The organism is Nocardioides sp. URHA0020, from assembly GCF_000620705.1.
GTDB lineage: Bacteria > Actinomycetota > Actinomycetes > Propionibacteriales > Nocardioidaceae > Nocardioides.
Genome location: NZ_JIAR01000033.1, coordinates 1 through 24,789 on the forward strand (window position 1 = coordinate 1; position 24,789 = coordinate 24,789).

The 24,789-nt window shown below is 72.5% G+C and carries 26 protein-coding genes; 8 read left to right on the plus strand and 18 right to left on the minus strand.

What is annotated here, in order from left to right; all coding sequences use genetic code 11:
- Positions 1–3: 3 nt before the first annotated feature.
- The gene (locus tag N542_RS28345; RefSeq protein ID WP_331279569.1) at positions 4–165 is read left to right on the plus strand and encodes an HNH endonuclease; all 162 of its coding nucleotides are present in this window, start codon (positions 4–6) and stop codon (positions 163–165) included.
- A gap of 274 nt (positions 166–439) precedes the next feature.
- On the opposite strand, the gene N542_RS0102455 is transcribed toward N542_RS28345, so the two are convergent.
- The 7 genes from N542_RS0102455 to N542_RS0102485 form a co-directional block, all read right to left on the minus strand.
- Positions 440–1,825, minus strand: coding sequence for an amidase (locus N542_RS0102455; RefSeq protein WP_028642578.1), 1,386 nt, complete (start codon positions 1,823–1,825; stop codon positions 440–442).
- On the minus strand, positions 1,822–2,469 hold the full coding sequence (locus tag N542_RS0102460; RefSeq protein ID WP_028642579.1) for an SRPBCC family protein: 648 nt from the start codon (positions 2,467–2,469) through the stop codon (positions 1,822–1,824). The genes N542_RS0102455 and N542_RS0102460 overlap by 4 nt, the downstream gene beginning before the upstream one ends.
- Complete coding sequence (gene cutA / locus N542_RS0102465; protein WP_028642580.1) at positions 2,466–4,853, minus strand: aerobic carbon-monoxide dehydrogenase large subunit; 2,388 nt, start codon at positions 4,851–4,853, stop codon at positions 2,466–2,468. The genes N542_RS0102460 and cutA overlap by 4 nt, the downstream gene beginning before the upstream one ends.
- Positions 4,850–5,326: a (2Fe-2S)-binding protein gene (locus tag N542_RS0102470; protein ID WP_028642581.1), complete on the minus strand. Its 477-nt coding sequence runs from the start codon at positions 5,324–5,326 to the stop codon at positions 4,850–4,852. Before N542_RS0102470 ends, cutA begins: the two co-directional genes overlap by 4 nt.
- Entirely contained in the window at positions 5,323–6,159 is an 837-nt protein-coding gene (locus N542_RS0102475) for an FAD binding domain-containing protein (RefSeq protein ID WP_028642582.1), read from the minus strand. Before N542_RS0102475 ends, N542_RS0102470 begins: the two co-directional genes overlap by 4 nt.
- A complete protein-coding gene (locus tag N542_RS0102480; RefSeq protein ID WP_197025836.1) occupies positions 6,156–7,526 on the minus strand; it encodes a uracil-xanthine permease family protein in 1,371 nt (456 codons plus the stop codon). The genes N542_RS0102475 and N542_RS0102480 overlap by 4 nt, the downstream gene beginning before the upstream one ends.
- A gap of 160 nt (positions 7,527–7,686) precedes the next feature.
- Positions 7,687–8,946, minus strand: a complete 1,260-nt coding sequence (locus N542_RS0102485; RefSeq protein WP_081794985.1) for a PucR family transcriptional regulator — start codon at positions 8,944–8,946, stop codon at positions 7,687–7,689.
- Between the two features lie 69 nt (positions 8,947–9,015).
- Between N542_RS0102485 and N542_RS0102490 the strand changes: the two genes are divergently transcribed.
- The 3 genes from N542_RS0102490 to N542_RS0102500 are packed head-to-tail and all read left to right on the plus strand — an operon-like array spanning position 9,016 to position 12,499.
- Complete coding sequence (locus N542_RS0102490; RefSeq protein ID WP_155992827.1) at positions 9,016–9,687, plus strand: DUF2877 domain-containing protein; 672 nt, start codon at positions 9,016–9,018, stop codon at positions 9,685–9,687.
- Positions 9,684–11,111 (plus strand): FdrA family protein, encoded by a 1,428-nt coding sequence (locus N542_RS0102495; protein WP_028642586.1) that lies wholly within the window; start codon positions 9,684–9,686, stop codon positions 11,109–11,111. Before N542_RS0102490 ends, N542_RS0102495 begins: the two co-directional genes overlap by 4 nt.
- A complete protein-coding gene (locus tag N542_RS0102500) occupies positions 11,108–12,499 on the plus strand; it encodes a DUF1116 domain-containing protein (protein WP_028642587.1) in 1,392 nt (463 codons plus the stop codon). Before N542_RS0102495 ends, N542_RS0102500 begins: the two co-directional genes overlap by 4 nt.
- Before the next feature lie 50 nt (positions 12,500–12,549).
- Here the strand turns inward: N542_RS0102500 and N542_RS0102505 are convergent, their stop codons facing one another.
- Genes N542_RS0102505 through moeZ form a run of 8 tightly spaced genes read right to left on the minus strand, consistent with a single transcriptional unit; the run spans position 12,550 to position 19,114 of the window.
- On the minus strand, positions 12,550–12,888 hold the full coding sequence (locus N542_RS0102505) for an MGMT family protein (protein WP_036506139.1): 339 nt from the start codon (positions 12,886–12,888) through the stop codon (positions 12,550–12,552).
- The gene (locus tag N542_RS0102510) at positions 12,885–13,427 is read right to left on the minus strand and encodes a hypothetical protein (RefSeq protein WP_028642589.1); all 543 of its coding nucleotides are present in this window, start codon (positions 13,425–13,427) and stop codon (positions 12,885–12,887) included. Before N542_RS0102510 ends, N542_RS0102505 begins: the two co-directional genes overlap by 4 nt.
- Complete coding sequence (locus tag N542_RS0102515; protein WP_028642590.1) at positions 13,424–14,734, minus strand: DUF58 domain-containing protein; 1,311 nt, start codon at positions 14,732–14,734, stop codon at positions 13,424–13,426. Before N542_RS0102515 ends, N542_RS0102510 begins: the two co-directional genes overlap by 4 nt.
- Positions 14,735–14,744: 10 nt before the next feature.
- Entirely contained in the window at positions 14,745–15,728 is a 984-nt protein-coding gene (locus tag N542_RS0102520; RefSeq protein ID WP_028642591.1) for an AAA family ATPase, read from the minus strand.
- A 4-nt stretch (positions 15,729–15,732) separates the two neighbouring features.
- Entirely contained in the window at positions 15,733–16,212 is a 480-nt protein-coding gene (locus tag N542_RS0102525) for a hypothetical protein (RefSeq protein ID WP_028642592.1), read from the minus strand.
- On the minus strand, positions 16,209–16,934 hold the full coding sequence (locus tag N542_RS26305) for a DUF4129 domain-containing protein (RefSeq protein WP_028642593.1): 726 nt from the start codon (positions 16,932–16,934) through the stop codon (positions 16,209–16,211). The genes N542_RS0102525 and N542_RS26305 overlap by 4 nt, the downstream gene beginning before the upstream one ends.
- 55 nt (positions 16,935–16,989) lie before the next feature.
- A complete protein-coding gene (locus N542_RS0102535; RefSeq protein ID WP_036506142.1) occupies positions 16,990–17,868 on the minus strand; it encodes a hypothetical protein in 879 nt (292 codons plus the stop codon).
- A gap of 46 nt (positions 17,869–17,914) precedes the next feature.
- Positions 17,915–19,114: an adenylyltransferase/sulfurtransferase MoeZ gene (moeZ, locus tag N542_RS0102540; protein ID WP_028642595.1), complete on the minus strand. Its 1,200-nt coding sequence runs from the start codon at positions 19,112–19,114 to the stop codon at positions 17,915–17,917.
- Positions 19,115–19,319: 205 nt separating this feature from the next.
- Here moeZ and N542_RS0102545 point away from each other — a divergent pair, with 205 nt between their 5' ends.
- From N542_RS0102545 to N542_RS0102555, 3 genes are all read left to right on the plus strand, one after another.
- Positions 19,320–19,907, plus strand: coding sequence for a TetR/AcrR family transcriptional regulator (locus N542_RS0102545; RefSeq protein WP_051551318.1), 588 nt, complete (start codon positions 19,320–19,322; stop codon positions 19,905–19,907).
- A 74-nt stretch (positions 19,908–19,981) separates the two neighbouring features.
- Positions 19,982–20,203, plus strand: coding sequence for a DUF3107 domain-containing protein (locus tag N542_RS0102550; protein ID WP_028642597.1), 222 nt, complete (start codon positions 19,982–19,984; stop codon positions 20,201–20,203).
- A gap of 23 nt (positions 20,204–20,226) precedes the next feature.
- Complete coding sequence (locus N542_RS0102555; protein ID WP_028642598.1) at positions 20,227–20,496, plus strand: hypothetical protein; 270 nt, start codon at positions 20,227–20,229, stop codon at positions 20,494–20,496.
- A gap of 6 nt (positions 20,497–20,502) precedes the next feature.
- On the opposite strand, the gene N542_RS0102560 is transcribed toward N542_RS0102555, so the two are convergent.
- On the minus strand, positions 20,503–21,219 hold the full coding sequence (locus N542_RS0102560) for a ferritin-like fold-containing protein (RefSeq protein ID WP_051551319.1): 717 nt from the start codon (positions 21,217–21,219) through the stop codon (positions 20,503–20,505).
- A gap of 233 nt (positions 21,220–21,452) precedes the next feature.
- On the opposite strand from N542_RS0102560, the gene N542_RS23025 reads away from it, so the two are divergent.
- On the plus strand, positions 21,453–22,871 hold the full coding sequence (locus tag N542_RS23025) for a DEAD/DEAH box helicase (RefSeq protein ID WP_231482396.1): 1,419 nt from the start codon (positions 21,453–21,455) through the stop codon (positions 22,869–22,871).
- 321 nt (positions 22,872–23,192) lie between these two features.
- Here N542_RS23025 and N542_RS26310 read toward each other — a convergent pair whose 3' ends face one another.
- Entirely contained in the window at positions 23,193–23,948 is a 756-nt protein-coding gene (locus N542_RS26310; RefSeq protein ID WP_081794986.1) for a L,D-transpeptidase, read from the minus strand.
- Complete coding sequence (locus N542_RS0102580) at positions 23,945–24,754, minus strand: ParA family protein (RefSeq protein WP_028642600.1); 810 nt, start codon at positions 24,752–24,754, stop codon at positions 23,945–23,947. The genes N542_RS26310 and N542_RS0102580 overlap by 4 nt, the downstream gene beginning before the upstream one ends.
- Positions 24,755–24,789: the final 35 nt, after the last annotated feature.

The window sequence follows — 24,789 nt, forward strand, 5'->3', positions numbered from 1 at the left end:
TGGATGTGCCACGCCCACCACTGGACCAGATGGACCGACGGAGGCGCCTCCGACCTCGACAACGCCGGACTCCTCTGCCCAAGACACCACGCCCGAGCCCACGACCCGACGTACGAGATGCAGAAGCACCACAACGGGAAAGTCACCTTCACCCGACGCCAATAGGCCGATAAGTCCGACAACTTGCGCGCACGTTGCCCTGCCTGCGCTGCGGGGGTTTCGAGACGGCGCTGGCGCGCCTCCTCAACCACCGGGGGTACGGGGTTTCGAGACGGCGTTGGCGCGCCTCCTCAACCACCGAGACAGGCGGGTTTCGAGACGGCGCTGGCACGCCCCCTCAACCACCGGGGCGCGCGCCGCTTCCAGACGGCGCTGGCGCGCCCCCTCGACCACCGGACCTGCCGCCCTCAACAGAGCGCGCGTGCCGAGCCGATCCGACTCACGCGAGCGCGGCCTCGAAGGCGGCCGCGACCTCGAGCAGGGACCGGTCCCGCCCGTGAGGGGCCACGATCTGGATGCCGACCGGCAGGCCGTCCACCGTCGTACCGAAGGGCACCGAGATGGCGGGACAGCCGGTGACGGTGATGAAGTACGCCGCGCGCATCCAGTCGAGGTAGGTGTCCATGGGCCGGCCGTTGATCGACGCCGGATACTCCTGGTCGGCCGGGAAGGGCGGCACCTGCGAGACCGGCAGCACCAGGACGTCGTACGCCGTGAAGAAGTCGCGCATGCGGTCGGAGAGCGCGGTCCGCTGGGCGTACGCGCGGGCGACGTCGGCTCCGGTCAGCGACGCCCCCGCCCGGATGTTGTCGGCGAGCGAGGGCTTGAACTCGTCGGGCGAGGCGGCGAGCATCAGGCCGAACTTCGCCTGGAAGTGCCAGGCGCGCAGGGTGCGGAAGGTGTCGTCGGCCTCGGCGAGCACGGGGTGGGCATCGGTCACCGACGCGCCGGCGGAGGTGAAGACAGCGGCGGAGGAGGAGACGATCGAGGCGACCTCGGTGTCCACCTCGAAGGCGCCTCCGAGGTCGGGTGAGAGCGCCACGCGCAGCCCGGCGAGCGAGCCCGCCAGCGGAGGGCCGAAGGACGCGCCGGCGTCGGTCAGTGCCTGCGGGGCCCGCGGGTCCGGGCCGGCCATGACCGAGAGCAGCAGGGCCAGGTCGCCCACGTTGCGGGCCATCGGTCCGCCGACGGACGTCGTCTCCCACTGGTTGTAGAGCGGCCACTCCGGGACCCGGCCGAGCGACGGCCGCAGGCCGACGACGCCGCAGAACGACGCCGGGTTGCGCAGCGACCCGCCCATGTCCGAACCGTCGGCCAGCGGCACCATCCCCGACGCGAGCGCGCACGCCGCTCCCCCGGACGAGCCACCGGCGGAGCGCGTCGGGTCGACCGGGTTGCGGGTCAGGCCGAAGACCCGGTTGAACGTGTGGGAGCCGGCGGCGAACTCCGGCACGTTGGTCTTGCCGAGCACCACGACGCCGGCCCGGCGCACACGCTCCACGATCAGGTCGTCGTGCTCGGCGACGTGGTCGGCGAAGAGCGGTGAGCCGTACGTCGTGCGCCACCCCGCCACACCGTGGGTGTCCTTGAACGCGAACGGCAGCCCGTGCAGCGCACCGACCTCCGCGCCGGACGCCAGCTCCTCGTCGGCCGCGGCGGCTCCGGCGCGGGCGCGCTCCTCGTCGAGGGAGACGATCGCGTTGAGCTCGGGGTTGCGTACGGCGATCCGCTCCAGGTGCAGCTCGAGCAGCTCGCGCGCCGAGATCTCGCGGCGTCGTACGGCGGCGACCTGGTCGCGCGCGGTCGACTCGACGGAGATCGTCATCGGCGCCCGAAGAGCCGCCCGACGACGACGCCCAGCACCACGAGCCCGGCTCCGACCGCGATGCCCTTGAGGAAGTCGTCCTGGGACGAGACGCCTCCCGCCTTCGTCGGGGCGGTGAAGACCGCCGCCGGGGCCGCGTCGGCCACGGAGGTCCCGATAGCGCTCGGGGCCGGCGCTCCGCCCTGCTCGGCCACCGTCGACGGGCCGTGACCGATCGCGGACGCGACGTTGCCGAAGAACTCGCCCGCCATCCGCTTGGAGACCGAGGTCAGCATCCGCTGGCCGACGCCACCGACCATGCCGCCGACGACGGCGTCTGCCTCGTAGTCGATCCGGGTCACGCCCGGCTCGGCCTCGCCGAAGCGGACCTGGACCGTGGCGTCGATGGTGCCCGGAGCGCCGGCGCCGGAGAGCCGCATCACCAGCGACTCGTGGGACCTCAGGTCAGAGAGCGCGCACGAGCCCTGGTAGGTGCCCTTGATCGCGGCGACGCCGGCGGTGACCGTCATGTCGTAGGCGTTGTCCCCCGTCGCGGCGAGCCGCTCGCAGCCGGGGATCGTGGCCACCAGCACGCGGGGGTCCAGGATCGCCTCCCACACCGTCTCGACGGGGTAGGGGACGACGTTGGATCCGGCGATCTTCATGAGTTCTCCAGTCGCAGGGCGTACAGCTCGGACGGCGAGATCGGCATCGCCGTGATCACGATCCCCTCCGCGTCCTCGATGGCGGCGGCGAAGACGGCGGCGGACGGGATCACGCCCGCCTCGCCGGCGCCCTTGATGCCGAGGGGGTTCAGCGGTGACGGCGTCTCGAGGTGGTCGATGTCGATCCCGTCGGGCACCTCGGTGACGTACGGCATCAGGAAGTCCATGAACGACGCATTGAGCAGCTGCCCCGACTCGTCGTACGCCATCCGCTCGTAGAGGGCTCCGCCGACGCCCTGCGCGACACCACCGTGGATCTGACCCTCGACGATCATCGGGTTGATCAGGTGGCCGCAGTCGTGGACGACGGCGTACTTCAGGATGGTGATCTCGGCCGTCTCCGGGTCGGTCTCGACGATCACGGCGTGCATGCCGGAGGCGAACGTCGCGCGCTCGGGCGAGTAGAAGTCCTTGCCCTCCAGGCCGGGCTCGTCGTCCTCGGGCACCGGCGGCTTGCCGGGATCGCCGACGGAGAACTGGGTCGCGGCCTTGGAGGCCTCGTCGAAGGCGTAGCGCAGCGGGTTCGACAGCACGGACACGGTGCCGAGATCGATCGAGGTGCCCGGCGAGCCCTTGACGGACACGACGCCGTCGACGATCTGCAGGTCCTTCTCGTCGGCCTCCAGCGCCTCGGCCGCGATCTTGAGCGCCTTCTCCTTAGCCCGCTTGGCGGCCAGGTGGATCGCCGAGCCGCTCATCACCGCCGCCCGGGAGGCGAAGGTGCCGACGGCGTACGGCATCCGCCGGGTGTCGCCGGTGACCACCTCGACGTCCTCGAACTTCACGCCGAGCTCGTCGGCGACGAGCTGTGCGAAGACCGTGGCGTGGCCCTGCCCCTGGGTCGTCAGGCCGGTCGCGACCTTGACCTTGCCCGAGGTCTCGACGTGCACGTGCGCGCCCTCGTAGGGGCCGACGCCGGTGCCCTCGACGTAGCACGCGAGCCCGATCCCGACCCGCCGGCCGAGCGCCGCCATCTCCGCCTGGAACGCCGGGAACTCGTCCCAGCCGACCAGTGCCTTGATCTTCTCCAGCATCGCCGGGTAGTCGCCGGAGTCGTACTCCAGCTCGCGGCCGTCCTGGAAGATCAGCCCCTGGTCGAAGGGGAACTCGTCGGGCTGGATGAAGTTCGCCGCCCGCACCTCGGTGCGGTCCTTGCCGAGGTACGCCGCGATCGCGTCCATCGTGCGCTCCATCGCGTAGCAGCCCTGCGGCCGGCCGGCACCGCGGTACGGCGTGACCATCACGGTGTTGGTGTAGATCGACTCGAAGACGACGCGGTAGTTCTGCGGCTTGTAGGGACCGAGCAGCTGGGTGGAGGTGATGATCGGGACGATCAGTCCGTACGGCGTGTACGCGCCGTGGTCGTGCCAGAACTCCACGTCGAGCCCGAGCAGCCGGCCGTCGTCGTCGAAGCCGACCTCGATGTGCTGCACCTGGCCGCGCTCGTGCGCCGCGGAGATGAAGTGCTCGCGCCGGTCCTCGGTGAACTTCACCGTGCGACCGAGCGCCTTCGCCGCCATTGGGACGAGGAGCTCCTCGGGCCACGGGTGGTTGATCTTGACGCCGAAGCCGCCGCCGACGTCGGGGGTGATCACGTCGACCTGGCCGAGGTCGAGCCCCATCTTCACCGCGACCGCGGCGCGGACGCCGGTCGAGCTCTGCGTGGAGGTCCACACCTGGAGGCGGTTGAGGTCGGGGTCCCAGCGCGCGACCGTGCCGCGGCCCTCCAGCGGCATGCAGGCGCTGCGCTCGACGGTGAGGTCGAGCTCCAGGCGGTGGGGCGCCCGGGCGATCGCGGCCGGTGCGTCACCGACGTGCTGCTCGAGGCGGGCGCCGACGTTGCCGGGCACGTCCTCGTGCACCAGCGTCCGCGCAGCGCGCGCGGCGTCGATCCCGACCACCGGAGGCAGGAGCTCGTAGTCGACGCGGATCCGCCCGACGGCGTCCTCCGCGACGTAGCGGTCGTCAGCGACGACGAAGACGATCGCCTCACCGACGTAGTTGACCTCGTCCTTGGCCAGCGCGTACTGCGTGCGGCCGTGGGTCAGCGCAGGGTGCGGGATCAGCAGCGGCAGCGGCTCGGCCATCTGCGGCGTGCAGGACGCCAGGTCCTCCCAGGTGAAGACCGCGTGCACGCCCTCGACGTCGAGCACCGCCTCCACGTCGATGTCGACGATCCGGGCGTGTGCGTGGGGCGATCGCAGGACCGCGCAGTGCAGCACGTCCTGCTCGACCGCCACGTCGTCGACGTACCGGCCCAGGCCGCGCAGGAGGCGCTGGTCCTCGACGCGCTGGACCTTCTGGCCCATCAGCTTGGTGGTCATGAGAGCTCCGCCGCCCTCTCCACGGCCTTCACGATGTTCTGGTAGCCCGTGCAGCGGCACAGGTTGCCGGCGATCATGTCGCGTGCCTCCTCGTGCGTGGGCGTGGGGTTGTCGCGCAGGCCGGCGGTGATCGTGGTCAGGAAGCCCGGCGTGCAGAAGCCGCACTGCAGCCCGTGGCACTCCTTGAACGCCTGCTGCACCGGGCCGAGGGAGCCGTCGGGGTTGGTGAGCCCCTCGACCGTGGTGATCTCGGTGTCGACCGCGGAGACCGCGAACATCAGGCAGGCGCGCGTCGGCGCGCCGTCCACCAGGACCGTGCAGGCGCCGCAGACGCCGTGCTCGCAGCCGACGTGGGTGCCGGTGAGCCTGAGGTCGTGACGCAGCGCGTCCGAGAGCAGCCGCCGTGCGGGCACCCGGATCTCGTGGGTGTGGCCGTTGACGGTGAGGCGTACGTCGTGGAGCTCCTCGGTCATGTGCCCTCCTCCGCGAACGCTCGGGCCGATCGAACCACGCGCCCGGTGAGCACGCGGACCAGCTGCGCGCGGTAGGCGGCGCTGGCGTGGATGTCTGCTGCGGGATCGAGCTGCGCGAGCGCGGCCTCCCCCAGGTCGTCGTCGGCGACGCCGCTCAGGTCCACGACGGTCGGCACGTCGCTCACCGACAGGTAGCCGACCCTCACCGAGTCGCCGTCCACCAGTGCGGCGGCACCCACGAGGGCGTAGTCGCCGTGCCTGCGCGCGATCTCCTCGAAGGCGACGCCGGCGCCCGGCGCGAGCGCCGGGAAGTACGCCGACACGGCGATCTCGTCGTGGCCCACCGACGACTCGAGCGGGCCGAGGTAGAGCTCGGAGGCCGGGATCGTACGGCGTCCGCCCGGCCCCTCGACGTCCAGCGAACCGGCGAGCAACGACAGGACGACGGGCATCTCGGCGGCCGCGTCGGCGTGCACGATCGAGCCGACCGTCGTACCCCGGTTGCGGATCGTGGCGTGCGCGACGTTGGCCAGGGCCAGCGACACGAGCGGCTGCACGCGGCGCACCTCGGGCGAGGCGAGGACCGCGGCGTGCCGGGCGAGCGCACCGACCCGGACGCCGCCGACCCCGTCATCGGTCACGACCTCGATCGCGTCCAGGCCCGGGATCCCGTTGATGTCGACGAGCATCGCGGGGGCCGCGAGCCGCATCGACAGCAACGGGACCAGGCTCTGGCCGCCGGCCAGCACCTTCGCGTTCGGCTCGCCGGCCAGGGCTGCGACCGCTTCGGCGAGCGTCGCGGGCCGGCGGTAGTCGAACGGTGCTGGCTTCACAGGACCTTGGTCACCTCTCCGGAGGTGCGATCGGTGTGCCGGCCGCGGGCGTTGACCAGGTGGTAGTAGACGATCACCATGATCGTGCCCAGCGCGATGCCGCTGAGCGAGAAGTCGTCGGTGATCTTCAGGGTCACGCCGCCGATGCCGGCGATGATGCCCGCAGCGAGTCCGACCAGGTTGACCGGGTTGCCGAAGTCGACGCGGTTCTCGACCCAGATCTTGGCGCCGACGAGGCCGATCATGCCGTAGAGCACGACCGTGATCCCGCCGAGCACCCCTCCGGGCGTCGCGCTGACGACCGCCCCGAACTTGGGGCACAACCCGAGCAGGATCGCGACCAGCGCCGCCACGTAGTACGCCGCGGTCGAGTAGACCTTGGTCGCACCCATGACACCGATGTTCTCGGCGTACGTCGTGGTGGGCGAGCCGCCGAAGAGGCTGGCCAGCGCGGTCGCAGCACCGTCGGCGCCGAGCGCGCGGCCCATGTAGGGGTCGAGGTCCTCACCCGTCATCTCGGCGACCGCCTTGACGTGTCCGGTGTTCTCGGCGATCAGGGCGATCACGCCCGGCAGCACCAGCAGGATGAAGGTCAGGGAGAGGCTGGGGCCGTGCACGACGTCGACGCCGTCCGCGAGCTTGCCGCTGGGGAAGCCGATCCAGTCCGCCGCCTTGACCCCGCTCCAGGTCACCCGGTCGTGGTCCTCCACGGTCATGTTGTTGAGTGAGTTCGGCGAGTTGATCTGGCCGAAGACGCTGTCGAAGAGCCACGAGATCAGGTACCCGAAGATCAGCGCGAGGAACACCGCGATCCGCGACCAGAAGCCGGGGAACAGGCAGGCCGCCACGACCATGAACGTCGCCGTCAGCAGGGCCACCCACTGGTCCTGCGGCCAGTAGATGCTGGCGACGACCGGGGCGAGGTTGAAGCCGATCAGCATGACCACCGCACCGGTCACGGCGGGTGGGAGCACCGCGTGGATCAGACGGGACCCGGCGAAGTGCACGAGCACGCCGACGAGCAGCAGCACCAGGCCGGACACCAGGATCGCGCCCGTCACGTCGGCGGAGTCGCCGCCCTGGGCGCGGATCGCCGCGACGCCGGCGACGAACGACGCGCTGGTGCCGAGGTAGCTGGGCACCATGTTCTTGGTGACCAGCAGGAAGAGGATCGTGCAGACGCCGGAGAAGAGGATCGCGAGGTTCGGGTCGAGCCCCATGACGATCGGGAACACGAACGTCGCCCCGAACATGGCAACGACGTGCTGGGCTCCGACGCCCACCGTCTTGCCCCACGGCAGCCGCTGGCGGGGACCGACGGCCTCGCCGGGCTCCGGATCGACTACGTCCCACTTGAACATCGACATGTGAGCACCCTTTCGGTGTCAGGTCAGGCCCTGAGTCCTGCTCAACCTAGTGAGGCCCATGACACACCCTCGACGGCGACAGATGCCGAAGGAACGCCGCTCCGGCTGGCATCAGTTGTGGGCGCGTCGGCGCACCGACCACGACGTAACCGAGGCGTGATCACGCGGTGATCTCGAGGACCCGCAGGGCGACCGCGACGTCCAGCCGGAGGTGCGGGTCGGTCGAGAGGGGACCGAGCAGCCGCTCCAGCTTGGAGACCCGGTAGCGCATCGTGTTGTAGTGGAAGAACTGCAGGCGGGCGGCCTCGGCGACGTTGAAGTTCGTGTCCAGCAGCACCTGCAGCGTCTCGCGCAGGTCGGCGGCCTCGGTGGTCGCCTCGGCCAGCGGCCCCAGCACGTCGTCGACGAACGCACCCAGCTCGGCGGCCCCGGTCGGGGTGTCCGGGATCAGCGCGATCAGCCGGTGCACGCCGAGCTGGTCGAAGAAGGTGGTCGACCCACCGCCGCGGATCCGGCGCCCGACCTCCACGGCCCGCCGGGCCTGGGCGTACGCCGTCGGCAGATCCTCGATGCCGGAGGCGACCCGGCTGACGCCGACCGAGAACGGGCGCCGCCCGCCGCCCTTGTCCCCGGCCACCGCGGTGACGGCGCGTCGTACGACGTCGTCGCCCGCCACCGGGCCCATGTCCTCCTCGGCCAGCGGCAGGAGCGTGACCACTTCGGAGGAGAAGTCGACGGTGGCGATGTCGGGAGCGACCGAGGTCGCGACCTGCCGCCACGCCGCCGAGAAGCGCTCCTGCCACTGCCGGCGCCGCGCGCCCGACACCAGGTCGTCGCTCGGGTCGATCTCGGCGACCACGACGACCATCGGCCGGGTGAGGTCCCACCCGAAGGTCTCGGCGTGCTCGGCGACGTACGCGGGCGCCGCCGTCCGCCGCAGCAGCAGGTCGCGCAGGAAGTCGCCCTGGTACTTGTTCTCGACCGCCGCGACCGCGGCCTCGCGGGTGATCAGCAGCGCGGCCACCGCGGCGGCGCGCTCGAGCGCGTGGACGTCGTCGGGCGGGATCGGCTCGCGGCTCACCGCCACCAGGCGGGCGAGCTCGACACCCCCCGCCGCTACCCGCGACACGTGCCCGGCTCCGTCGCCGATCCGCTCGACCCGCACCCGGCCGGTGGGATCGACCAGGTCCTTCTCCGCGAGCAGCGCCTGGTGGTCGCCGCCCAGCGCCTCCGCGCGCACCCGACCGTCGGTCGAGGTGACGGCGACGCCGACGCCCAGCACCCGGCTCACCTCGGCCGCGATGCCGTCGAGGTTCCCGCCCTCGAGCACGATCTGGGTCAACGCCGTGTGGAGGGCGTCGATGCGCGCCAGAGCCGCACTCGCGAGCTCCTCCCGGTCACCGCTTATCAACACTTGCACTCCCTCGGCGTAGGCGTTGGCACAACCTCACATCCCCAAACCGTAATCGCCCCCGATAGCGTCGGGAAGGTGATCCCGGTCAGCGCACCTCCGCGAGTGCGGGCGCTGCTGTCCTCGGCGCCCGATGGCCCGGTGCCGGTGCTGCACCGCGGGCGCGACGCCGTGTACGTCGAGGTCGCCGGTCGCTGCCTCGGCGTGCTCTCCCGTCGCGCGACCGCCGTGCCGTGCGGCCTGCGCGCCGCGGTGCCGTCGCTGCCCGAGGCCCGCTGCGCACGGATCGACGACGGCGTCCTCCACCTCGACGGCGAGGCCCTGCCCGTCGGCCGCGTGGTCGACGTCCGGGTGCCCCGCGTGCGCACCCGCGCCACGACCCCCGGCCCGCCACCGGGTGACGTCGCCGCGATGGTCGGGCGCGGCGACGGGCTGACGCCGTACGACGACGACGTGCTCTGCGGCTGGCTGGCGGCCCACCGCGCCGCCGGCGTCGCCACCGACGAGGTCGACACCGCCGTCCGCGCCTGCCTCGACCGCACCACGCTGCTGTCCGCGACCCTGCTCGACTGCGCGATGCACGGCGAGGTGATCCCGGAGTTCGCCCGGTGGCTCGCCGCGATCGGCACGCCGGAGGAGCCCGACTTCGCCACGCGGCTCGCGGCCGTCGGCCACACCTCGGGACGCGGGCTGCTGCACGGCGCCCGCGTCGCCCTCGACCACCTCGTCCCTCTCGAAGGAGCCGCATGACCACGCCGCCGAGCAACCACGTGGAGCTACGACCCGGGGCGTACGCCGACTCGGTCACCCTGCTCCAGGTCAGTCGCGCCGTGCAGGGCCTCGACGGGGTGCTCGCCGCCCAGGTCGCGATGGCGACGGCCCTCAACATCGAGGTGCTGACGGAGATGGGCTTCGAGGTCCCGCCCGAGGCGAGCACCAACGACCTCGTCGTCGCGCTGCGCCTGGCCGACGCCGACGCCCTCACGGCGGCGCTCGCCGGCGTCGACCAGGCGCTGCGCGACGCCAACCGCCGGGTCGAGGGGTCGACCGAGATCGCTCCGCCGCGCACCACGGCCGCTGCGCTGCGCCGCGCTGCTGGGACCCCGGGCCACGACGCGATCGTCGTGGTCTCCGTGCCGGGTCCGAGCGCCGTGGTCGAGGCGATGGACGCGGTCGACGCCGGACGTGACGTGCTCGTCTTCAGCGACAACGTGCCCGTCGAGCAGGAGGTCGCCCTCAAGCGCGCGGCCGCCGAGCGTGGGGTCCTGGTGATGGGGCCAGACTGCGGCACCGCCGTGGTCGGCGGTCTCGGCCTGGGCTTCGCCAACGTCGTCTCCCCGGGCCCGGTCGGCATCGTCGCCGCCTCCGGCACCGGCTGCCAGCAGCTGCTCGCCCTCCTCGACCACGCGGGCGTCGGGGTCACCTCGGCCCTCGGGGTGGGCGGGCGTGACCTCTCCGCCGAGGTCCGCGGCGCCTCGACCCGCGAGGCCCTGCGCCGCCTCGACCAGGACCCGGGCGTCGAGCTGATCGTGGTCGTCTCCAAGCCGCCGGCACCCGACGTCGCCACCGAGATCGAGGCGTACGCCGCGGCGCTCGCCACCCCGGTCGAGTTCGCGCTGCTGGGCGACGGGCGGCCCGACCTGACCGCCGCGGCCGAGGCGGTGCTGCGCCGGCTCGGCCGCGACGTGCCGACGTGGCCGGTGTCCGGGGTGGCGCCGGACTCGACCACCGGAGCGACGGACGGCGGCGTCATCCGCGGGCTGTTCGTCGGCGGCACCCTGAAGAGCGAGGCCCAGCTGATCGCCGGGACCGGGGCCGGCCACACGTTCGTCGACTTCGGCGACGACGACTACACCTCGGGCCGGGCGCACCCGATGATCGACCCGACCCTGCGCCTCGAGCACCTGGCCCGGGCGGCGGCCGACCCGGCGACCGGGGTGCTGCTGCTCGACGTGGTGCTCGGGCACGGGGCCGAGCCGGACCCGGCCGCCCTGCTCGCGCCGGCGGTCTCGACGGTGAGCCAGCCGGTGGTCATCGCCGTCGTCGGCACCGCCGGCGACCCCCAGGGTCGCGCCCGTCAGGTCGACGCACTGGTCGCGGCCGGCGCCGAGGTCCACCTGTCCAACGCCGGCGCCACCCGCCGCGCCCTCGAGCTGCTGGGAGACCGCGCATGAGCACCCCCGAAGCCGTCGTCAACGTCGGCGCCGACCTGCTCGCCGACGCGATCGCCGACCAGGCCACGCCCGTCACCCGGGTCGACTGGCGACCGCCGATGAGCGGCACCGAGGCGCACCTCGCGACGGTCGCGGCCGACCCGCTGCGTCGTACCGCCAACGAGCGCGCCCTCGCCGCGGTGCTCGGGGTGACGGCCACCCTGGTCGACGTCGCACCGGCGTCCGAGGTGCTGGGCCTGCAGCGCGGCGAGTTCCTGCACGCCGGCCCGCCGATCGCCTGGGAGCGCGCCTCCGGGCCGCTCCGCGGCGGACTGATGGCCGGGGCCGCGCTGGAGGGGCTGGTCGAGGACCCCGAGGACGCCGTGGCGCTCTTCGAGTCCGGCGCCAACGTCTCGCTGGAGCCGTGCCACCACCGCTCGACCGTCGGTCCGATGGCCGGCGTCGTCACGCCGAGCATGTGGATGTTCGTGCTCGAGGACGCGGCCACGGGTCGCCGTACGTACTGCTCGCTCAACGAGGGGCTCGGCAAGGTGCTGCGGTACGGCGCCTACGGACCCGAGGTGCTGACCCGGCTGCGCTGGATGGGCGACGTGCTCGGGCCGCTGCTGCAGCGGGCCGTGCGCGCCGCCGGTCCCGTCGACGTCACCGGCATCCTCACCCAGATGCTGCAGATGGGCGACGAGGCCCACAACCGCAACCGCGCGGGCACCCTGATGCTGCTGCGCGACCTCTCCCCCGCCATGGTCACCAGCGGCATGGACGCCGCCGACATCGCCGAGGGCCTGCGGTTCGTCGGCGGCAACGACCACTTCTTCCTCAACCTCGCCATGCCCGCCTGCAAGCTGGCGCTCGACGCCGCCCGGGGCATCGACGGCTCCACGATGGTCGTCGCGATGGCGCGCAACGGCACCGACTTCGGCATCCAGGTCGCGGGCACCGGCGACGAGTGGTTCACCGGCCCGGCCCAGCTCGCCGACGGGCTCTTCCTCGGCAGCTACGGCCCCGACGACGCCAACCCCGACATCGGCGACTCGGCGATCACCGAGACCGCCGGCATCGGCGGCTTCGCCATGGCCACCGCACCCGCGATCGTGCGGCTGGTCGGCGGCTCAGTGCCGGACGCGCTCGCGACCACCCGGCGGATGCACGAGATCACCCTCGGCGAGAACCCGCGCTGGACCGTGCCGGTCCTGGAGTTCCAGGGCACGCCCACCGGGATCGACGTCTCCCTGGTGTGCCGCACCGGGATCCTCCCGCAGATCAACACCGGCATGGCCGGCAGGGTCGCCGGCGTCGGCCAGGTCGGCGCCGGGCTGGTCACCCCGCCCGCCGAGGTCTTCCCGAAGGCCCTCGCCCGGTTGGCCGAGCTGGCGCGGGGCCGGGCCTGAGCCGTCGAGACACCCCAGGTGGCTCTCAGGACGTCGGTCCGACAGCCGGTTCAGGTGTCTCGACGCAGGTCGGGCGCCGGCGGGCGCCACAGCGCGAGCCGGATGTCGACGTTGCCCGAGGGGCGCAGGGGCGTGCCCTCCTCGAGGTAGGACTGCCGCGCCTCGTCCTGGTGGCTCGGCGGGAGCGACCCGTCGGCCCGGACCACCCGCCACCACGGCATCCCGGCGCCGTGCGACGCCATCACGTTGCCGACCAGCCGCGGGCCGCCGCCTCCGGCCACCGCGCCGACGACCTCCGCGATCGCGCCGTACGTCGTCACGCGTCCGCGCGGCACCGCCTCGACGCAGCGCAGCACCAGCTCGACGTACTCCTCGTGGTCCAGGCTCATCCGCGGTCCTCCCCGGGCTGCGGCGCGGTCAGCACGACGGCCGCTACGACGGTGGTGACCAGGCCCGCGACCAGGCCCACGACCCACACCCCGGGCTGGTCGGGCTGGTCGCGCAGCAGCACCGCGAGGCCCCACACCAGCGGTACGCCGAGCAGGACCACCGCGCCGCGGCGCACCCACAACCACACCAGCGCCCGCTCGACCGGCATCTCGCCCGGACCGTACGACGCGAGCACCGACGCGAGGTGGGTGACCAGCAGGGCGACCGCCGCCACCAGCACGGCCGGGTGCAGCCCGTCGTCGAGCGCGACCGCCCACCACCCGAGGACCGCGAGCATCACGCCCCCACCGACCGGGGACTCGGGCACGGCGGCGAAGACGCCCGCCAGCGCCAGCATCCCGGCCGCCACCCACCACGGCGGCCAGTGTCCGGCCGGGCCCGCCGCGAGGACGGCGATCATCGGTCCCAGCACGATCAGCGCACGCAGCACCAGCTGGCTGCGCGAGAGCTCGGCGACGCTGGTGAGGGCCGCGTTCACCGGGCCACCACCCGGGGCTGACCGGCCCGGCGGGCCAGCCGGCGCAGCACGTCGTCGATGGTGCCCGGACCCCGCCAGGCGACCACCGGGCAACCGAGCGACGCCAGGCGCCGCAGCACCGCTGCCCGCTCCAGGCTGCGCATCCGCCAGGCGAGCGCCGCGACCTCCGGGTCGGTCTCCGTCACGAGCGCCGGGCGCACGTCCGGCGGCAGGGTGTCGACGACCAGCACGGGCACGCCCCGCCTGGTGAGGGTCGCAGCCACCGCGCCGATCGACTCGGCCAGCATCGGCGAGAGCACGACCACGACCGTGCCGGCCGTGACCCCGAGCTGCAGCACGCCGGCGTCGGCCTCGGCGACGTCACCGACGCGCAGCCCGGCCAGCGTGTGCTGGAGCCGCCGCAGGTGCCGGGCGCCGGTGCCGAAGCCCACGAGCTCACGCCCCCGGCCGACGACCCGCAGCGCCACCCGGTCGCCCGACCGGACGTGGTGCTCGGCGATGGCCGAGGCGGCGCGCACCGACAGGTCGAGGCTGCTCGGCGTGCCGTCCACTCCACCGGAGGCACCGTGGTCGGCCAGCGCGTCGACGACCAGGAGCACGCCGGTGTCCTCCTCGGCGCGGGTGCTGACGACGTGCAGGTCGCCCGTCCGCAGGGAGACCCGCCAGTTGACCCGGCGGAGCCGGTCGCCGGCCATGAACGGCCGGATCCCGGCCAGCTCGGTGCCGCCGCCCGGACGCTGCGAGCGGTGCGCGCCGACCAGGCCCACGGGCTGCGGGGCGTCGGCTCGCGAGTCGTACGCCGCCGTCGTCGGCAGCACGCGCAGCTGCTGGCCGGCCAGCGACACGGGACCGAACCGGTAGCCGGCCCACGGCGTCACCAGCGCCACCTTCTCGTCGCCCAGGTAGCGACGCCCCCAGCGCCGTGGGCTGAGCTCGATCGTCGGCGCCGGTCCGTCGGGCCCGGCCAGCAGCGCCCCGACCTGGCCGCGCTGGGGCCGCACCGCGACGTACGGCGGCCGCCCGTGCGACCGGGTGAGGTACTCCGCGTCGTCGGCGTCCGTGACGCTCAGCCGCGAGGTCGTGCCCTGGCCCTCGTGCAGCGCGACGTGGTCGAGCCGCGCCTGGCAGGTCGGCACCCGCGTGGGACGGTGCAGCAGACCGAGGGTCGAGAGCGCCACGAACGGCACCGCGATCACGACCAGGGACGGGTCGCCGAACAGCAGCGCCGCGGCGACCGCGACGGCGGCGGTGACGAGCGCCCGGCCGAGCGCCGCCGTGGGGCGCCACCGGGCGTCGGGCGAGGTCATCGCGGCACGCTCATCGGCGCTCGAGCGTGCTCGGGGTCGCGACCTTGGCGAGCACGGCGTCCACGACACCGCGACCGCTGGCCTCCGACATCCACAGCTCCGGGCGCACCGTGATCCGGTGCGCGAGCACCGGACGGGCGACCGCCTTCACGTCCTCCGGGATGACGTAGTCGCGACCGCGCATCAGGGCGAAGGCCCGGGCGGCCAGCACCAGGCCGAGCGAGCCGCGCGGCGAGGCCCCCGTGAGCACGTCGGCATGGGTGCGGGTGGCGGTGGCGAGGTCGACGCAGTAGCGACCGACGCTCTCGTCGACGGTGACCGTCTCGACCGCGGCCTGCATGGCCAGGAGGCCGTCGGCGTCGGTGATCCGCTCCAGCTCGACCTCCTCCTGGCGCCGGTCGAGGCGCCGCGCGAGGACGTCGTACTCCTCGCCGGGCGACGGGTAGCCGAAGCTGACCCGCAGCAGGAACCGGTCGAGCTGCGCCTCGGGGAGCGGGTAGGTGCCCTCGTACTCGATCGGGTTGGCGGTCGCCAGCACGTGGAAGGGCGCGGCCAGCGGGAAGGTCTCGCCCTCGACGGTGACCTGCCGCTCCTGCATCGCCTCCAGGAGCGCGGACTGGGTCTTGGGCGGGGTCCGGTTGATCTCGTCGGCGAGCAGCAGCCCGGTGAAGATCGGCCCGCGCCGGAACTCGAAGCGGGACTCGCGCTGGTCGTAGACGAAGGAGCCGGTGAGGTCGGCCGGCAGCAGGTCGGGGGTGAACTGCGCGCGGCGGAAGTCGAGCCCGAGCGCCTGCGCGAAGGACCGGGCCGCGAGCGTCTTGCCCAGGCCCGGGTAGTCCTCGAGGAGGACGTGACCCTTCGCCAGGACGGCGGCCAGCACCTGCCACAGGGCCTGGCGCTTGCCGACGACGGCCTTCTCGACCTCCGCGACCACGCGACCGGCCAGGTCGGCGGCCTGACGCACGGACAGGGTCCCGGCTACTGGCTCGGTCATCGCTTCACAGCTCCTCGATCGTGGACAGGTAGTGGGAGATCTCGGCGCGGCTCAGACGCCGCGGCGGACCGTCGAGCATCTCGCTCAGCTCGGGCCCCAGCAGTACGCCGGCTCCGGGGTCGTCGCGCCGCAGCCCGTGCCGCTGCTGGAGGACCTGGTCGGCGAGGACGCCGAGCCGGTCGCGCAGGGCGCGGTCGGGCGCGCGAGAGGACTCGTGGGCCTCGATCAGCCCGACGTAGCGCACCATTCGGGTCTCCCCAGAGTCGCGCACCGACGGCTCCTCGACCTCCACGCTCCAGGACGGCTCGGCGTCGTCGAGCGCGTCGAGCACCAGGCCCAGCAGCACGGTGCAGGTCGCGACGAGCAGGGCGAGCCGCAGCGGGTCCGGACCGGCGTCGACCAGGGTGAGCAGCAGCTCGGCACCGAGGAACCCGGCCACCCCGCCGACGAGCCGTCGACCCCACCGGGTCCGCAGGCGCCTCACGCCGGGGCCCCGATGGTGCGGTGGATCGCCTCGAGCGACTCGAGCGCCGCGGCCCGGTCGTCCTCGGTCAGCTGGTGCTCGGAGAAGCGGGCCTCGCGGTAGAGCCGGGCCAGCCGCGAGACCGCGGCCGGGTCGGCCGCCGCCAGGTCCAGGACCCGGATGGTGTGCTCGGACGACGTCTCCCACTCCCGCCGCTCGATCCCCGCGGCTCCCGCGGCGGTCTCGAACCGCTGCCAGCACGCCACGACCGCGTTGCGCGGGGTGTCCCCGGCCAGGGCGTCGCGCTGCCCCTCGGCGTCGGCGATCAGCTCCCGCGCGACTGCCGCACCGGGCTCGATGACCGCGAAGCCGGAGCCGCCGAGCGCGGCCTCGCGCAGCTGACGGGCGCGGCGTACGCGCCGGGCCCGGACCAGCCAGCGCAGCATCCGGCCCAGCAGCACGAGGGCGACCACCAGCGTGGCGAGGTTGAGCACGAGGGCCAGCACGCGGAGCAGGGCCGCGTTGTTCGGACCGTCGTCCGGGTCCGGAGCGGTCTCGTCGTCGCTGGACGGGGTGGCCGCGGCGCTGGACGGTACGGCGGTCGGCGTCGCCGGCGACGGCCCGGCGCCGTGCAGGACCTCGCTCGGACCGATGGAGGCGGCCCAGGTCACCAGCAGCACCGAGAGCAGCACCCCCGCGGCCACCAGCGCCACGGCCAGGGTGCCGGCGCGCCGAGCGGTCATGCTCGGCAACCTACCGGGACACCCTGGCCGGGGCCACGCCGCGTGGATCCAGGCGTCAGAGGACGGGCGAGAAGGCCTCCGTGCCGTTGACCAGCCGCAGTCCCGAGATGCCGGAGTGCTGCTGGGCGTAGGCGAGCTCCTTGCCGAGGTCGCCGATGTTGTTCGAGAGCGGCAGGGGCGCGAGACCGAGCGTGGACAGCACGCCGATCGCCTTGCCGTCGGCGCTGACGAACGCCGAGCCGGAGTCGCCGGGCACACCCGGGCTCACGGTGTAGAGGGGGTGCGACCAGCCGCCATCGGCGGCGTCGTCGCCGAGGCTGACGCCGGTGTGCGGCGAGAGCACCTCGACACCGGCGCGCAGGCTGGAGTTGCCGAAGGTGTAGACGCGGTCACCGGCGGCGGTGCCGTTGGTATCGATGCCGGTCGGGCCACCCCAGAACGGGATCGACGGGTTCACCTTGGCGACGTCGGCGGCGGCGACCTTCACCAGCGCCAGGTCGTTGTAGGCGCAGGTGTTGGCGTCGCGCTCGCCGACCTTCTTCATCGTGTCCCACGAGGAGTAGGCCAGGGTGCCGGTGCCGACCTGCGTCCCCTCGTCGAGGAGGCTGCCGCCCTCGTTGAACGTCACCTTGGTGCCGAGCGGCAGCGAGCTGACGTTGCAGCCGTTGGTGTCGGTGGCCTCGCCGGTGCCCGCGCAGTGGGCGGCGTAGCCGACGTACACGGCGCCGGACCCGTCGGTGTAGACGAAGTTGGCGGTGCACTGGGCACCCGCCGTGTACATCATCGTGCCGGGGTGGATCGCTGCACTGCCGGCCGGCGCCCACGCGGTGGCGCCGTCGGCGCGGGACGGGCCGACGGTCAGGAAGGCGGCGGTCATGATCGTGATGGTCACGGCCGCGAGCACGGCGGCCAGCTGGGATCGTGAAAGGCTCATGCACCCGTCAACGACGGGTGCATGAGCCTGGTTACGCGGAGCGAGCTCAGTACGTGGGCTGCGAGGGGTCGATCTGCTTGACCCACGCGACCACGCCACCGCCCACGTGCACGGCGTCGGCGTACCCGGCGCCCTTCACGATCGCGAGCGTCTCGGCCGAGCGCACGCCCGACTTGCAGTGCATGACGATCTGCTTGTCGCTCGGGAGCTGCTCGAGGGCGGAGCCGTTGAGGAAGTCGCCCTTGGGGATCAGCACCGAGCCCGGGATCCGGTTGATCTCGTACTCGTTCGGCTCGCGCACGTCGACCAGGAAGAAGTCGCGGGTGCCCTCCTCGCGCTCCTTGATCATGTGCTCGAGCGTGGTGACGGAGATCGTCGAGCCGGCTGCGGCGTCGGCCGCCTCGTCGGAGATCGCACCGCAGAAGGCCTCGTAGTCGATGAGGCCGGTGACGGTCGGGTGCTCACCGCAGAGCGCGCAGTTGGGGTCCTTGCGGACCTTCAGCTTGCGGTACTCCATTTCGAGGGCGTCGTAGATCATCAGCTTGCCGACCAGCGGCTCGCCGATGCCGGTCAGCAGCTTGATGGCCTCGTTGACCTGGATCGAGCCGATCGAGGCGCAGAGCACGCCGAGCACGCCACCCTCCGCGCAGCTCGGGACCATGCCCGGCGGCGGCGGCTCGGGGTAGAGGCAGCGGTAGCACGGCGCGTCGTCGGAGAGCGACGGCGCGAAGACCGAGGCCTGGCCGTCGAAGCGGTAGATGGAGCCCCAGACGTACGGGATCCCCAGGAAGTACGCCGCGTCGTTGACCATGTAGCGGGTCGCGAAGTTGTCGGTGCCGTCGACGATCAGGTCGTAGCCCTTGAAGACGTCCAGGACGTTGTCGTTGTCGAGACGCTGCTCGTGCAGGATCACCTCGACGTACGGGTTCGTCTCGGCGATCGACTCCTTGGCCGACACCGCCTTGGACTTCCCGATGTCGGACTGGCCGTGGATGATCTGGCGCTGCAGGTTGGACTCGTCGACCTCGTCGAACTCCGCGATGCCGAGCGTGTGCACGCCGGCCGCGGCCAGGTAGAGCAGGGCGGGGCTGCCGAGACCGCCGGCGCCGATCACCAGCACGCGGGCGTTCTTGAGCCGCTTCTGACCCGTCATCCCCACGTCCGGGATGATCAGGTGGCGGCTGTAGCGACGCACCTCGTCGATGGTCAGCTCGGCCGCGGGCTCCACGAGCGCGGGAAAGGACACGGCGTACTCCTCGGGTATTGCTCTGACAAATGTCTGTCGGAATTGCTCTCGTCGGTCCGAACAACCGCGGCTCCTGCCATGTTCCCCGCCGCGGCCCCACGCGGATCGCCGCGTCCCGTCATCCGGACGGCACCGCCCCACGGGTAGTGTTCGCCGCGTGACGGCAGAGCAGTACGACGCACCCGCGAGACCTCGCGGCGCCCGGATGCCCCGGCGGGAGCGACGCGCCCAGCTGATGGAGTCCGCCCTCGAGGTGTTCGTGGCCCAGGGCTACCACGCGGCGGCGATGGACGACATCGCCGAGCGCGCGGGGGTCTCCAAGCCGGTGCTCTACCAGCACTTCCCCGGCAAGCTCGACCTCTACCTCGCGCTGCTCGACCGGTCCTGCGACACGATCATCGACAACACCCGCCACGCGCTCGAGTCCACCCCGGACAACAAGCACCGCGTCGCGGCGACGATGGACGTCTTCTTCGAGTACGTCGCCAGCGACACCGGCGCCTTCCGCCTGGTCTTCGAGTCGGACCTGACCAACGAGCCCGCCGTGCGCGAGCACGTCGACCGGGTCACCATCGAGTGCGCGGCGATGATCGCGCACGTCATCCACGACGACACCGGGCTGCCGGACGACGCCTCGCGGCTGCTCGCCGTCTCCCTCGTGGGAATGGCTCAGGTGAGCGCCCGGTTCTGGCTCTCGGACCCCGGCGAGATCAGCCGCAACGACGCCGCCGCCCTGGTGGCCGGACTGGCCTGGCGCGGCATCCGCGGCTACCCGCTCACCGACGACCACTGACCCACCCCTGATCCACCTGCGGACCACCCGACCGCGGAGCACCACCCCCGAGAACCGCAATGAAGGAGGACCTCATGGAGGTCAAGATCGGCGTCCAGAACGCCGCCCGTGAGTTGACCATCGACGTCGAGGAGACCGCTGAGGCCCTCGAGAAGCTCGTCGCCGACGCCGTGTCGGGCGACGGGGTGCTCAACCTCAAGGACGCCAAGGGCCGTCGGCTGATCGTGCCGGTCGCGAAGCTCGCCTACGTCGAGCTGGGCCACAGCACCGTGGGCCAGGTCGGCTTCCGGGGCTGACGTCCTAGGAGCATGATCACCGCATGATCACCGCTCTGCTCTGGGCCGTGATCGGTGGCACCGTCATCGGCGTGCTCGGCAAGCTGGTCGCTCCCGGCCAGCGCGACGACGTACCGCTGTGGCTGACGATCCTGTGCGGCATCGGCGGCTGCCTGCTGGGCGACTTCGCCTACCGCCAGCTCTTCGACCCGGAGACGTACGGCGTCGACTGGTGGCGACACGGCTGGCAGGTCGCTGCCGCGGCCGTGCTGGTGATGCTCACCGCGACCGTCACTGGTCGCCGGCACGCCTGAGCCGGCTCAGCTGTCGAGCCCGAGCTCGGCCATCCGCTCGGCGTGCCGCTCGGTGATCCGGGCGAACATCCGGCCGAGCGCGGCGAGGTCGAGCCCGGGCCGGTCGATCCCGCCGGCGAGCAGCGCGGTCAGCGCGTCCCGGTCGGCGGCCACCCGCTGGGCCTGCGTGAGCGCCTCCCCCATCAGCCGGCGGCCCCACAGGGCGAGCCGGCCGCCGAGGCGCGGGTCGGCGGCGATGGCGGCGCGCACCCGGTCCACCACGAAGGCGGAGTGCTGCCCGGAGTCCTCGAGCGAGGCCACGATCAGGTCGCGGGTGTCGGCGTCGAGGTAGGCCGCGATCTCGCGGTAGAAGTCGTTGGCCATGCCGTCGCCGACGTAGGCCTTGATCAGGCCCTCGAACCAGTCGGCCGGGGCGGTGTGCTCGTGGAACTTGTCGATCGGCGCTCGGAAGGGCGCCATCGCCGCGAACGGGTCGGCCCCCAGCGCGCTCAGGCGCTCGCGCAGGCGCGCGACGTGACCGAGCTCGGCGGAGGCCATCGTCGCGATCGCGACCTTGTCCTCGAGCGTCGGCGCCAGCTTGGCGTCCTCGGCCAGGCGCTCGAAGGCCGAGATCTCGCCGTACGCGATCGCCGCCAGCAGGTCGACCACCGCTTCGCGGTACTGCGGGTCCTGGAAGGCCACCGGTGTTTCGTCCGGTGCGGGCGGCGGCGCGGATGGGGGCACGTGCGCACCCTACAGATAGACTGCAGGTGACCGAGGTCGCGTCTGCAACCTCGCCGCATGTGCGCGGCAGACCATTCTGAGTCCGCCGCATCCGACGTTCAATCGGTTGACACCCGGCTGACTCACGAAAGCAGAAGACACTGACGACCACGTTCCGAGAGCTCGGCGTCCTGCCCGAGATCTGCGACGCGCTCGAGCGCGCTGGCATCACCACTCCCTTCGCCATCCAGGAGATGACCCTCTCCGTCGCGCTGCTGGGCACCGATCTCATCGGCCAGGCCCGCACCGGCACCGGCAAGACCCTCGCGTTCGGCATCCCGGTGCTGCAGCGCAGCGTCACGATGACCGACCCGGCGTACGCCGACCTGCCCCAGGGCAAGCCGCAGGCGCTCATCGTCGCCCCGACCCGTGAGCTCGCGCTCCAGGTCTCCAACGACCTCCACCTCGCGAGCAAGGACCTCGGCCTCCGGGTCCTGACCGTGTACGGCGGCGTCGGCTACGACACCCAGCTCGACACGCTCGAGAGCGGCGTCGACATCGTCGTCGGCACGCCCGGTCGCCTGATCGACCTGGCCAACCGCCGCGCGCTGGACCTCTCGCACGTGCACGCGCTCGTGCTCGACGAGGCCGACGAGATGCTGGACCTCGGCTTCCTGCCCGACGTCGAGCGGCTCCTGTCGATGACCCCCGAGACCCGCCAGACCATGCTCTTCTCGGCGACGATGCCGGCCGCGATCGTCTCGCTTGCCCGCACCCACATGCGCCACCCGATGAACATCCGCGCCGAGTCGTCGTACGAGAACGCGACCGTGCCGGCCACCGCGCAGTTCATCTACCAGGCCCACGACCTCGACAAGCCCGAGATCATCGGCCGCGTGCTGCAGGCCGAGGACGCCGGCAAGATCATCGTCTTCACCCGCACCAAGCGTCAGGCGCAGCGGGTCGCCGACGACCTGATCGAGCGCGGCTTCAGCGCGAGCCCCCTGCACGGCGACATGGCCCAGGTGGCCCGCGAGAAGGCCCTCGCGAAGTTCCGCGAGGACAAGATCCGGGTCCTGGTCGCCACCGACGTCGCCGCGCGCGGCATCGACGTCGCCGGCGTCTCGCACGTCATCAACTACACCTGCCCCGAGGACGACAAGACCTACGTCCACCGGATCGGCCGCACCGGCCGCGCGGGCGCCACCGGCACCGCGATCACGTTCGTCGACTGGCCCGACATCGCGCGCTGGAAGATGATCAACAAGACGCTCGACCTGCCCTTCGACGAGCCGCAGGAGACGTACTCGACCTCCGAGCACCTCTACCACGACCAGGGCATCGCCCCCGGCACCAAGGGCCGCATCGTCGACCCGGCGCCGGTCGAGCGCAAGCCGCGCGAGGACCGTGGCGGCGACCGGGACCGTGGCGGTGACCGCAACCGCGGCGGCGAGCGGTCCAACCGTGACCGCAACCGGACGCGCACCCGCTCCGGCGGTGAGGCACCTGCTAGTGCTGGTGCTGGCGGTGGTGCTGGTGCTGGTGCCGGAGCGCCCGCCGAAGGCGGCGACGCCCCGGCCGGTCCCAGCCGCAACCGCAACCGCAACCGTCGTCGCCGCTCCGGCGGCGCTGGTGGCACGGGTGGTACGGACAAGGCTCCTGCCGCGGAATGATCTCGTGCGCCCCAGGGATCCCCGGTTCACCGGGGATCCCCGCACTTCTCGGGCGTTGCAACACCTGAGAAGTGCAGGAAGTGCCTGAGAAGTACGCCGCCGACCGCCAGGCCGCGACGACCGCGGCGCCTTGACCTCATGGGCCCCAGGGATCCCCGGTTCACCGGGGATCCCCGCACTTCTCGGGCGTTGCAACACCTGAGAAGTGCAGGAAATGCCTGAGAAGTACGCCGCGGGCGAACCCCCCACCAACAACCCCCGCCGGCCTGGCCGCCGACTCCCTGGCACCGGGCACGGCGCGCGCTCGACCAGCGGCGCAGGTCAGGCGGTGACGACGACCTCGGTGCCGAGCGGCGCGAACTTCCAGAGCGCGATCGCGTCGGCCTCCTTCTGTCGGATGCAGCCGTGCGAGAGCGGCGTACCGAGCTGGGCGGCGGTCTGCACCGGCTTGCCGTCGGAGACCGGGATGTCGTGGAACCCGATGGCCGCGTTGTCGCCCTGGGTGAAGCGCACGAAGAACTTCATGGTCCCGGAGTCGTCGATGCCCTGGGCCTGCTCGGAGCGCGAGTAGACCTGGAAGGTGCCGGGGTCGAGGTTGTCGTAGACGCTGCCCGAGACCAGGTAGGTGCGCTGCACCTTGCCGTCCGTGCCGACCAGCCAGACCCGCTGCCGGCCCTCGCTGAAGACGATGCGCCGCCCGGAGCCTGAGTCGGCCGGGAGCGTCACGTCGCGGGCCGGATCGGTCGCCGCCTCGGCCTCGTCCGCCGACGCCGACACAGACGCCGACGCCGACACAGATGCCGATGCCGATGCCGAACCGGACGCCGCCTGCTTCAGCGTGGTCGTCGCGGACGCCGAGGCGCTCGCCGTGGGCGGGGCCGCCCGCCCGATCGCGGCGGCGTCGTCGGCCGGGGAGTCCTGCTGGGCGGAGGCCCCGTCGCCGTTCGAGAAGGGCAGCACGCCGACGGACCCGAGCACGGCGATCGCGGTCACCGCGAGGGAGACGCCCAGGGCGACGAGTCGGCCGTAGCGCGGCCGCACGGGTACGGCGCGATGGGTCCCCCGGGGCTCGCTCACGACGCGCGACCCGCCTTCTTCTTGCGAGCCTTCGGACGCTTCGAGCGAGCCACGAGGTTCTCCGCGGCCTCCCGGTAGGCGCGGGCGCCCTTGCTGCTGCGGCTGGTCGAGAGGATCGAGCGCCCGGCAGCGGGTGCCTCGGCGAACTTGATCGTCTTCGGGATCGGCGGCTCGATGACCTCGAGGTCGTAGGTCTCCGAGATCGTCTCGAGCACCGTCCGGGCGTGGTTGGTGCGACCGTCGTACAACGTCGGCAGCACGCCCCAGACCTCGAGCTTGCGGTTGGTGAAGCGGCGCACGTCGTGGACGGTGTCGAGCAGCTGGCCGACGCCGCGGTGCGAGAGCGTCTCGCACTGCAGCGGGATCAGGACGCCGTCGGCGGCGGTGAGCGCCGCGACCGTCATCACCCCGAGCGACGGCGGGCAGTCGAGCAGCACCCAGTCGTAGCCGGCGCCGTCCTCCTCGAGCGTCTCGATCATGGTCTTGATGACGTGCTCGCGGCCGGTGCGGGTGAGCAGCTCGGCCTCGGCCCGCGCGAGCTCGATCGTGGCCGGCATCAGGTCGACACCGTCCTCGGTGGCGATGATGACCTCGGTGGGGTCGACGCCCTTGGTGAGCACCTGGTGCACCGACAGCTCGAGGTCCTCGGGGTCGATCCCGAGGGAGAAGGTCAGGCACGCCTGCGCGTCCAGGTCGACCAGCAGCACGGAGTGGCCCAGCTCGGCCAACGCGGCACCCACCGACGCGACGGTCGTGGTCTTGGCGACGCCGCCCTTCTGGTTGGCGATCGCGAGTGTCGTGGTCATTGCGTCCATCATGCCGGACCGACCTGACGAGATCT

Coding starts and splice junctions, on each gene's coding strand:
- N542_RS28345 (WP_331279569.1), top strand. CDS start 4: ATGTGCCACGCCCACCACTGGACCAGATGGACCGACGGAGGCGCCTCC.
- N542_RS0102455 (WP_028642578.1), bottom strand. CDS start 1,825: ATGACGATCTCCGTCGAGTCGACCGCGCGCGACCAGGTCGCCGCCGTA.
- N542_RS0102460 (WP_028642579.1), bottom strand. CDS start 2,469: ATGAAGATCGCCGGATCCAACGTCGTCCCCTACCCCGTCGAGACGGTG.
- cutA (WP_028642580.1), bottom strand. CDS start 4,853: ATGACCACCAAGCTGATGGGCCAGAAGGTCCAGCGCGTCGAGGACCAG.
- N542_RS0102470 (WP_028642581.1), bottom strand. CDS start 5,326: ATGACCGAGGAGCTCCACGACGTACGCCTCACCGTCAACGGCCACACC.
- N542_RS0102480 (WP_197025836.1), bottom strand. CDS start 7,526: ATGTCGATGTTCAAGTGGGACGTAGTCGATCCGGAGCCCGGCGAGGCC.
- N542_RS0102495 (WP_028642586.1), top strand. CDS start 9,684: ATGACCACGCCGCCGAGCAACCACGTGGAGCTACGACCCGGGGCGTAC.
- N542_RS0102500 (WP_028642587.1), top strand. CDS start 11,108: ATGAGCACCCCCGAAGCCGTCGTCAACGTCGGCGCCGACCTGCTCGCC.
- N542_RS0102505 (WP_036506139.1), bottom strand. CDS start 12,888: ATGAGCCTGGACCACGAGGAGTACGTCGAGCTGGTGCTGCGCTGCGTC.
- N542_RS0102515 (WP_028642590.1), bottom strand. CDS start 14,734: ATGACCTCGCCCGACGCCCGGTGGCGCCCCACGGCGGCGCTCGGCCGG.
- N542_RS0102520 (WP_028642591.1), bottom strand. CDS start 15,728: ATGACCGAGCCAGTAGCCGGGACCCTGTCCGTGCGTCAGGCCGCCGAC.
- N542_RS26305 (WP_028642593.1), bottom strand. CDS start 16,934: ATGACCGCTCGGCGCGCCGGCACCCTGGCCGTGGCGCTGGTGGCCGCG.
- N542_RS0102535 (WP_036506142.1), bottom strand. CDS start 17,868: ATGAGCCTTTCACGATCCCAGCTGGCCGCCGTGCTCGCGGCCGTGACC.
- N542_RS0102545 (WP_051551318.1), top strand. CDS start 19,320: ATGCCCCGGCGGGAGCGACGCGCCCAGCTGATGGAGTCCGCCCTCGAG.
- N542_RS0102550 (WP_028642597.1), top strand. CDS start 19,982: ATGGAGGTCAAGATCGGCGTCCAGAACGCCGCCCGTGAGTTGACCATC.
- N542_RS0102555 (WP_028642598.1), top strand. CDS start 20,227: ATGATCACCGCTCTGCTCTGGGCCGTGATCGGTGGCACCGTCATCGGC.
- N542_RS23025 (WP_231482396.1), top strand. CDS start 21,453: ATGACCCTCTCCGTCGCGCTGCTGGGCACCGATCTCATCGGCCAGGCC.
- N542_RS0102580 (WP_028642600.1), bottom strand. CDS start 24,754: ATGACCACGACACTCGCGATCGCCAACCAGAAGGGCGGCGTCGCCAAG.